The organism is Streptomyces aurantiacus JA 4570 (genome assembly GCF_000414115.1).
GTDB classification, from domain to species: Bacteria; Actinomycetota; Actinomycetes; order Streptomycetales; family Streptomycetaceae; genus Streptomyces; species Streptomyces aurantiacus_A.
In genome coordinates, this window is the sequence record NZ_AOPZ01000215.1 from 20,936 (window position 1) to 28,194 (window position 7,259).

Here is a 7,259-nt window from a genome sequence, read left to right on the forward strand (position 1 = left end):
CCCGCGGCGATCCGCAGGATAAAACCGCTCGCACGGACGCGTCCGGTTCGACACGCCGGGAAAACTCCACTTTTGTGGGGGTATCGGCTTTTTCGATCACCTGGAGGGCGCTGTGCGGCCGGAGGGCTACGACTACGACACCCACAGCCGGCTCGCCGGACCGCTCACCGAGCCGGAGGGCACGGGCGGCGGCACCGGCGGCGCCCACAGCGGCTACCGGGTGCAGTACCGACCACTCCTCGCCCGCGAGCCCCACCGAATACGCGCCGTCCTGCTGATGACGCTGGCCCCCGTCCTGACCGGCGCCCTCCTCGTGTACCTCGTCTGGCCCACCCACTGGACGGAACGTGAGGGCGGCGACCGCTGGCTGATCGGCCTCGACGTCACGATGCTCCTGGCGATCGGCCTGATCGAACTGTTCATGCTGGTCAACGTGGTGTCCATCGCGCACGCCACGATGGTCGCCCGCGACCCCGTCCCGGTCGTGCCCGAGCCCGGCACCCGCGTGGCCTTCCTGACGACGTACGTCCCCGGCAAGGAACCCCTCGCCATGGTCCGCGCCACGCTGGAGGGCGCCGTACGGATACACCACACCGGCACCCTCGACGTCTGGCTGCTCGACGAGGGGGACGACGACGAGGCCAAGGCGCTCTGCGAGGAACTCGGCGTACGCCACTTCACCCGGCTCGGCGTCCCCGAGTGGAACCGCAAGAAGGGCCCGCACAAGTCCCGTACCAAGCACGGCAATTACAACGCCTGGCTCGCCATGCACGGCGGCGACTACGACTTCTTCGCCTCGGTGGACACCGACCACGTGCCGCTGCCCGCCTTCCTGGAGCGGATGATGGGGTTCTTCCGGGACCCGGACGTCGCCTTCGTCGTCGGCCCGCAGGTGTACGGCAACTACACCTCACCGGTCACCAAGGCCGCCGAGTCCCAGCAGTTCCTCTTCCACGCGCTGATCCAGCGGGCGGGCAACCGCTACCGCGCGCCCATGTTCGTCGGCACCAACAACGTCGTACGCATCGAGGCCCTGCGCCAGATCGGCGGCCTGCACGACTCCATCACCGAGGACATGGCCACCGGCTTCGAACTGCACCGGCACAAGAACCCGCGCACCGGCCGGCACTGGCGGTCCGTGTACACCCCGGACGTGCTGGCCGTAGGCGAGGGCCCGGCCTCCTGGACGGACTTCTTCACCCAGCAGATGCGCTGGTCGCGCGGCACCTACGAGACGCTCTTCAAGCAGTACTGGAAGGCGCCCTTCAGCATGCCGCCCGGGCGCCTCTTCTCGTACACGCTGATGCTCGTCTACTACCCGATGACGGCCGTCAACTGGCTGCTCGGCATTCTGAGTTGCGTCCTCTTCCTGTGGTTCGGGGCGTCCGGCACCCAGGTCGCGGCCTCCGTGTGGCTGATGCTCTACAGCGACGCCGCCGCCCTGCAGATCGGCCTGTACCTGTGGAACCGGCGGCACAACGTCTCGCCGCACGAACCGGAAGGCTCCGGCGGCCTCGCCGGAATGGCGATGTCCGCGCTGTCCGCGCCGATCTACGCCAAGTCGCTCGGCTCGGCCGTGCTGCGCCGCCCGAGCCGCTTCGTCGTCACACCCAAGGGCGGCGGTGTCACCGCCGACCGGCTGCTGACCTTCCGCATCCATCTGTTCTGGGCGGTGCTGCTCGCCAGTTCGCTCGTCGCGTCGTTCGTGCTCGGGCACACGCATGTGGCGATGCGGACCTGGGCGGTGCTCGCCATGGCCATCTCGCTGGCGCCGGTCACGGTGTGGGGCTTCACCGAGGTGAAGGAGCGCCGCACGCGCAAGGTCCGCGCGGCGGCCCGGCAGCGGATCAAGGAACGGGCCGCGGCCGCCGACGGCGAGCCGGAGCCCGCCTTCGCCACCGGCACGACGACTGGAGGTAACTGACGCCATGCCCTACCGGCTCCCCGAACTCTCCAAGCGCTCCAAGAAGATCGCCTTCGGCGTGGGCGCGGGCGCGGTGCTCATCGGCCTCAACGCCCCCGCCGCCGTGTCCTTCGCCGAGGAGAAGTACTACGAGTACAAGATCGCGCAGCCCGGCTACAAGAAGAAGTACGGGTCGTGGCAGCAGGTCGGCATCCCGAAGGAGTACCGCACCAACGCCATCCACGCGGCCCTGCTGCACACCGGGAAGGTGCTGATCGTCGCCGGGTCCGGGAACGAGCAGAAGAAATTCGACGCCGGGTCCTTCGACACCGTGCTGTGGGACCCGGAGAACAACACCTTCAAGAAGATCCCCACCCCCGAGGACTTCTTCTGCTCCGGCCACGCCCAGCTCCCCGACGGCCGCCTCCTGGTGGCCGGCGGCACCGCACGCTACGAACTCCTCGACGGCGAGGTGGAGCGGGCCGGCGGCGGCATGCGGGTGAAGAACGAGAACCCCGACGCGCCCGTCGTCCTGAAGAAGGGCACCAAGTTCCGCTCGCCCTCGGGCATCGAGTACGTCAGCAAGTTCGACGTGAAGGTCCCCAAGGCCGAACGGGACTACGAGATCACGTACTCCAAGGCCGGTGCGATGAAGCCCTGGAAGACGAAGGTCGTCGCGAGCGAGGCGCGGGTCTTCGTGGAGGCGCTGCAGGACGGCGAGGAGGCGGTGACGGAGGAGTCCGCGCAGTACGAGATCGAGGGCCTCAGGGGCAAGGAGGCCGACAACACGTACGGCATCGCCGAGAAGCTCACCATGGACAAGCAGGACTTCCAGGGCATCAAGGCGGCGTACGAATTCGACCCGGAGGCCGAGAAGTACGTCGCCGTGGAGCCGATGAAGAAGGCCCGCTGGTACCCGACGCTGGTCGGCCTGGAGGACGGCCGGGTGCTCGCCGTGTCCGGCCTCGACGACGTCGGTGTCGTCGACCCCGGCGACAACGAGATCTACGACCCGAAGACCAAGCGCTGGACCGACGGCCCCAAGCGGTACTTCCCCACCTACCCGGCGCTTTTCCTGACCAAGGGCGGCAAGCTCTTCTACCCGGCGTCCAACGCCGGTTACGGGCCCGCGACCAAGGGCCGGGAGCCGGGCCTGTGGGACCCGAAGACCAACAAGTTCGAGAAGGTCCCCGGCCTCACCGACCTCGACCAGACCGAGACGTCCGCGTCCGTCCTGCTGCCGCCCGCCCAGGACCAGAAGGTGATGATCCTCGGCGGTGGCGGCGTCGGCGAGTCCGACAAGGCCACCCGCCGTACCGCCGTGATCGACCTGCGGCAGGACAACCCCGCCTTCAAGACCGGGCCCGAACTCCCGCAGGGCACCCGCTACTTGAACAGCGTCATCATGCCGGACGACTCGGTGTTCACCACCAACGGCTCCTCCGACTACCGCGGCCGCAGCGGCAGCAACATCCTCAAGGCCCAGTTCTACGACCCCCGTGCGAACGCCGGCCAAGGCGCCTTCCGCGACGCCGCCTCGCCCCGGGTCGGCCGCAACTACCACTCGGAGGCGCTGCTCCTGCCCGACGGGCGCGTCGCCACCTTCGGCTCCGACCCGCTCTTCGACAACGAGCAGAACACCAAGCTCGGCCACTTCGAGCAGCGCATGGAGATCTACACCCCGCCCTCCCTGCACAAGGCGGGCAAGGACCGGCCCGTGCTCGGCGTCGGCCCCCGGGACCTGCCCGCCGACGGCCGCGCGACGTTCCGTACCGAGCACCCGGAGAAGCTGGTCTCGGCCCGGCTGATGCGGCCGAGCGCCGTCACGCACACCACCGACGTGGAGCAGCGGTCCATCGCGCTCGGGCTCACCAAGGGGCCGGGCTCGGTGACCGTGGAGGTGCCGCGCGAGGACACGGCGCTGGTGCCGCCCGGCTGGTACATGCTGTTCGTGACGGACGCGGACGGGGCCTCGTCCGAGGCGAAGTGGGTGCACGTCAAGTAACGCGCGAGGGCGGTCGGCCGGGTGCCGCGCGAGGCCGGCCGGCTGCCGTGCGGGGCCGGTCAGTCGGCCGCGACGAACGCCCCGTGCGTCAGCACCGGCACCACCACGCACGCGTCCAGCTCCGTGGCGATCTCCACGTCCTCCGCGTAGCCGCCGTCGGACAGCTCGCGGCCGGAGGAGCAGGACGCGACGGCGTGCCCCACGTCCACGGCCGCGACGAAGGCCGAAGCGGCCGTGTCGGCCTCCGGGGACAGGTCCGTGCCGCCGCGGGCGCGCAGCGCGGCGATCACGGCACCGGCGCCGAGCAGGTCTTCGAGGGCGGGCCGCAGCGTGCCGTCGGGCCAGCGCTCGCCCGCCGCGATCACCCCGACGGGGTGCTCGGGCGTGCCGTGGCCCCGGCCGGTGAGCCACTTGCCGACGGCGGTGGCGTTGCGCAGCGATCCGACCGCGAGGGTCACGCCGCCCGCCGACGCGGCGATCGTCGAGCCGTTGGGCGAGGGCAGCACCAGGCGCGGCGCGAGCGGGGCGCGCCGCAGCGCGGCCGGGGACAGCGACCAGGGGCTGGTCGCGGTGACCGCGCGGCGCCCCACCGCGAGCCGGGCGTCCATCTGGCGGGCGAACGCCGTGGCGCTCTCGTCGCGCCACGGGTACGGGAAGACCCGGGAGCCGGACTCCACGGCGACGGACACCGAGGTGGAGAACGAGAGCACGTCGACGATCACCAGGCTGGAGACGGTGGGCGCCAGACGTTTCGCTCCGGCCGTGCCCCATTCGAACCGCACGCCGTAGCCCGCCTGAGAGAAGTCTTCGCGCCCCATGCGCCCTCAGGCTGCCAGCAACGGCAGGGCTTTGGCCAGCTGGGCCGGAGCCCTTTCCGTACGGGCGAGTTGACCTGCACACACCGTCCACTCGGCCATCAGATCGGCTACGCCTTCGCGTTGCGCACGAGCCCGAGCGCGTAGTCGGGCCACCACTGGCCCGCGGCCGGGCCGCCGCGGCACGGGCCGTCCGAGTCGCCAGGCCGCTTGATCCACAGGTAGGCGTCGAGCAGCGGGTCACCGGTGCGGTCGGTGGGCGGCGTGCCGAGGCCCCGCCCCGGCGGGTTGCACCAGGCGTCCTGCCGGTCGCCGGCGAGCGGGCCCCTGCCGTTGCGGCTGCTGTCCATCACGAAGTGCTTGCCGCCGACGGTGGCGGAGACCTTGCGGCCGTACGCCTTGACGGTCGCGTCGCCCTGGAAGTTGGAGACGTTGAGCGAGAAGCCGTCGGCCCGTGCGACGCCCGCCCGCTGCAGCGGCAGGGTGAGCTGGTACGGGTCGTTGATCCAGCCGGGGTTGCCCGCGTCCAGATAGACCTTGACGTTCGGCTGCCGCTTCAGGCGCTCGATCGCCTCCGACAGGAGCTCGTAGCGCTCCTCGTGGTACTGGGCGGGGGTGCAGCCGTCCACGATGTGCGGGATCGCGTCCGGCTCCAGGATGACCAGGGCCTTGCTGTTCCCGATGGTGTCGGCGAACGTGCCGAGCCACTGGCGGTAGTACGCCGCGTCCTGCGCGCCGCCCGCGGAGTGCTGGCCGCAGTCTCGGTGCGGGATGTTGTAGGCCACGAGCACCGCCGTGCGGTCGTCGGCCTTCGCGCCCGCGGTGGCCTTCTCGATGTCCGGCGCCGGGTCGTCACCGGCGGGCCACACCGCCATCGGCTGGTCGGCGATGCTCTTGAGCGCCTCGGCGTCCTGGGCGCGGCCCTCCTGCTGCCACTCCCTGACCTGGCGTGCCGCCTCGCTCTGCGGGTCCACCCAGAAGCGGTGCGGTGCCGGGCGCGCGGCCTTCGGGCTCGCGGCGGCCGTCGCCTCGTCCTTCTTCTCCTTCTCCTTGCCCGGTCCCGCGTCGGACCCGGACGAGCACCCCGCCGTGAGACCGAGGGCCGCGGCGGCCGTGAGTGCCGTGAACGTGCGGAGCAGCCGGTGCATCCAGACCCCTTGGGCGACGGTGACGGGCAGACGGGCAGGCGAGTCGTGCGTAATCGTGACATAAGGGATCTATCGCCCTCGTGTGCGACACCGCCGGGGCCGGTCGTCGGTGCCGGGATGGCCGTGTCGGACGCCTTGGCCCCCGGTCGTCCCTGCCCGGTCGTCCTTGCCCGGCCCGCCCTGGCTCAGTCGCCGGTGGCGAGGGCGACGCCCAGCGGGGTGCGCTCGTACAGGACCTGGTGCCCGTACCGGCGCGAGGTGAGCAGGCCCGCGTCACGCAGCGCCGTCAGATGGGCCGAGACCGAGGACGGGGCCAGGGCCAGGCGGCCGGCGAGCGCCGAGGTGCCGGCGGGCTCGGCCAGGGCGGTCAGGACGGCGGCGCGGTTGCGGCCGAGGAGCCGGGCGAGGGCGTCGGGGGCGCGGTCCGCGGGGGCGGACCACAGGCCGGCGAGGCCGCGGGCCGGGTAGACCAGGGTCGGCTGCCAGGGCGGGTCGTAGCCGCTGATCACGTCGGGCCAGCTGAAGACGCTGGGCATGAGGACCAGGCCGCGCCCGTCCAGGTGCCGCGAGTGCCGCCCCCGCCACCGCGCCGTCAGCGTCCCGGAGTCCCAGGCGAGGCGGCGGTCCAGCTCCGGCAGCAGGGCGCCGAGGCCGACCTCGGCGAGCCGCCGCGAGTGGTACGCCACATCCGCTTCGAGCAGGGCGCGCAGGCGGGGCCAGTACGGCTCGACCAGGGCGTGCCAGGCGGCCTCCATGGCGTCCGCCAACTCGCCCACCGCGCGCGCCGGTTCGGCGAGCAGCCGGCGTCCGGTCGCGCTCTCGGCGGCGCCCGGCGTCTCGGCGAGGGCCCGCGCCATGTCGTCCCGGGCGGCGTCCGGGTCGGCCGCGCGCACCGCCGCGATCTCCTCCTCGAAGCTCGCCGCGGGCCCCAGCGGCGGCGGCCCCAGGAAGTCCGGACTGTGCCCCCGCGACGGCATCAGCAGCCAGGCGTCCTCCAGGTCGAGCCGCGCGGCCGCCTGCCGGATCCCGCGCAGCCACCGCGGGTGATACCCGTGCCGCTCGGGCCGCTTCAGCGTGCGCACCGCCTCCTGCGTCTCCCACAACGGCGACACCGCGAACCGGCACCGCAAGAGGTCGCCTTCCCCGAAGTGCAGCTGGAAGGGCATACCGGCTCTCCGTCACTCTCCGTCCCGCCGCCGCGCGACGCGCTCCTGCCGTGGATTCGGCAGCAGCCGAAACTTTAGGAGCCGCCGGAGGGCACCGCCAGGGTGTCGGCATGACCAAGGGAAGAACGAGCGGGGCCGGGGCGGAGGGCGCGCCGGGGGCGCGGGGTGCGGGTGCGAAGCCACCGGGCGGGGCGGCGGCGCCCGGCGAGGGACCGGCGGCGG

General features: G+C 72.1%; 5 protein-coding genes. 2 read left to right on the top strand and 3 right to left on the bottom strand.

What is annotated here, in order from left to right:
• Positions 1-112: 112 nt before the first annotated feature.
• Together STRAU_RS20865 and glxA are read left to right on the top strand one after the other, a co-directional pair.
• A complete protein-coding gene (locus STRAU_RS20865) occupies positions 113-1,924 on the top strand; it encodes a glycosyltransferase family 2 protein (protein WP_016642355.1) in 1,812 nt (603 codons plus the stop codon).
• Between the two features lie 4 nt (positions 1,925-1,928).
• A complete protein-coding gene (gene glxA, locus STRAU_RS20870) occupies positions 1,929-3,908 on the top strand; it encodes a radical copper oxidase GlxA (RefSeq protein ID WP_016642356.1) in 1,980 nt (659 codons plus the stop codon).
• Positions 3,909-3,967: 59 nt separating this feature from the next.
• Here the strand turns inward: glxA and STRAU_RS20875 are convergent, their stop codons facing one another.
• The 3 genes from STRAU_RS20875 to STRAU_RS20885 form a co-directional block, all read right to left on the bottom strand.
• A complete protein-coding gene (locus STRAU_RS20875) occupies positions 3,968-4,726 on the bottom strand; it encodes a 2-phosphosulfolactate phosphatase (protein ID WP_016642357.1) in 759 nt (252 codons plus the stop codon).
• A gap of 107 nt (positions 4,727-4,833) precedes the next feature.
• The gene (locus tag STRAU_RS20880) at positions 4,834-5,871 is read right to left on the bottom strand and encodes a glycoside hydrolase family 6 protein (RefSeq protein WP_016642359.1); all 1,038 of its coding nucleotides are present in this window, start codon (positions 5,869-5,871) and stop codon (positions 4,834-4,836) included.
• Positions 5,872-6,056: 185 nt separating this feature from the next.
• Positions 6,057-7,037 carry an ArsR/SmtB family transcription factor gene (locus STRAU_RS20885; RefSeq protein WP_016642360.1) on the bottom strand — a complete coding sequence of 327 codons (981 nt, stop codon included), beginning with the start codon at positions 7,035-7,037 and terminating at the stop codon, positions 6,057-6,059.
• Positions 7,038-7,259: the final 222 nt, after the last annotated feature.

Bases quoted from the DNA above. Each gene is read 5' to 3' on its own strand.
- STRAU_RS20880 (WP_016642359.1), bottom strand. From the start codon at position 5,871: ATGCACCGGCTGCTCCGCACGTTCACGGCACTCACGGCCGCCGCGGCC.
- glxA (WP_016642356.1), top strand. From the start codon at position 1,929: ATGCCCTACCGGCTCCCCGAACTCTCCAAGCGCTCCAAGAAGATCGCC.
- STRAU_RS20875 (WP_016642357.1), bottom strand. From the start codon at position 4,726: ATGGGGCGCGAAGACTTCTCTCAGGCGGGCTACGGCGTGCGGTTCGAA.
- STRAU_RS20885 (WP_016642360.1), bottom strand. From the start codon at position 7,037: ATGCCCTTCCAGCTGCACTTCGGGGAAGGCGACCTCTTGCGGTGCCGG.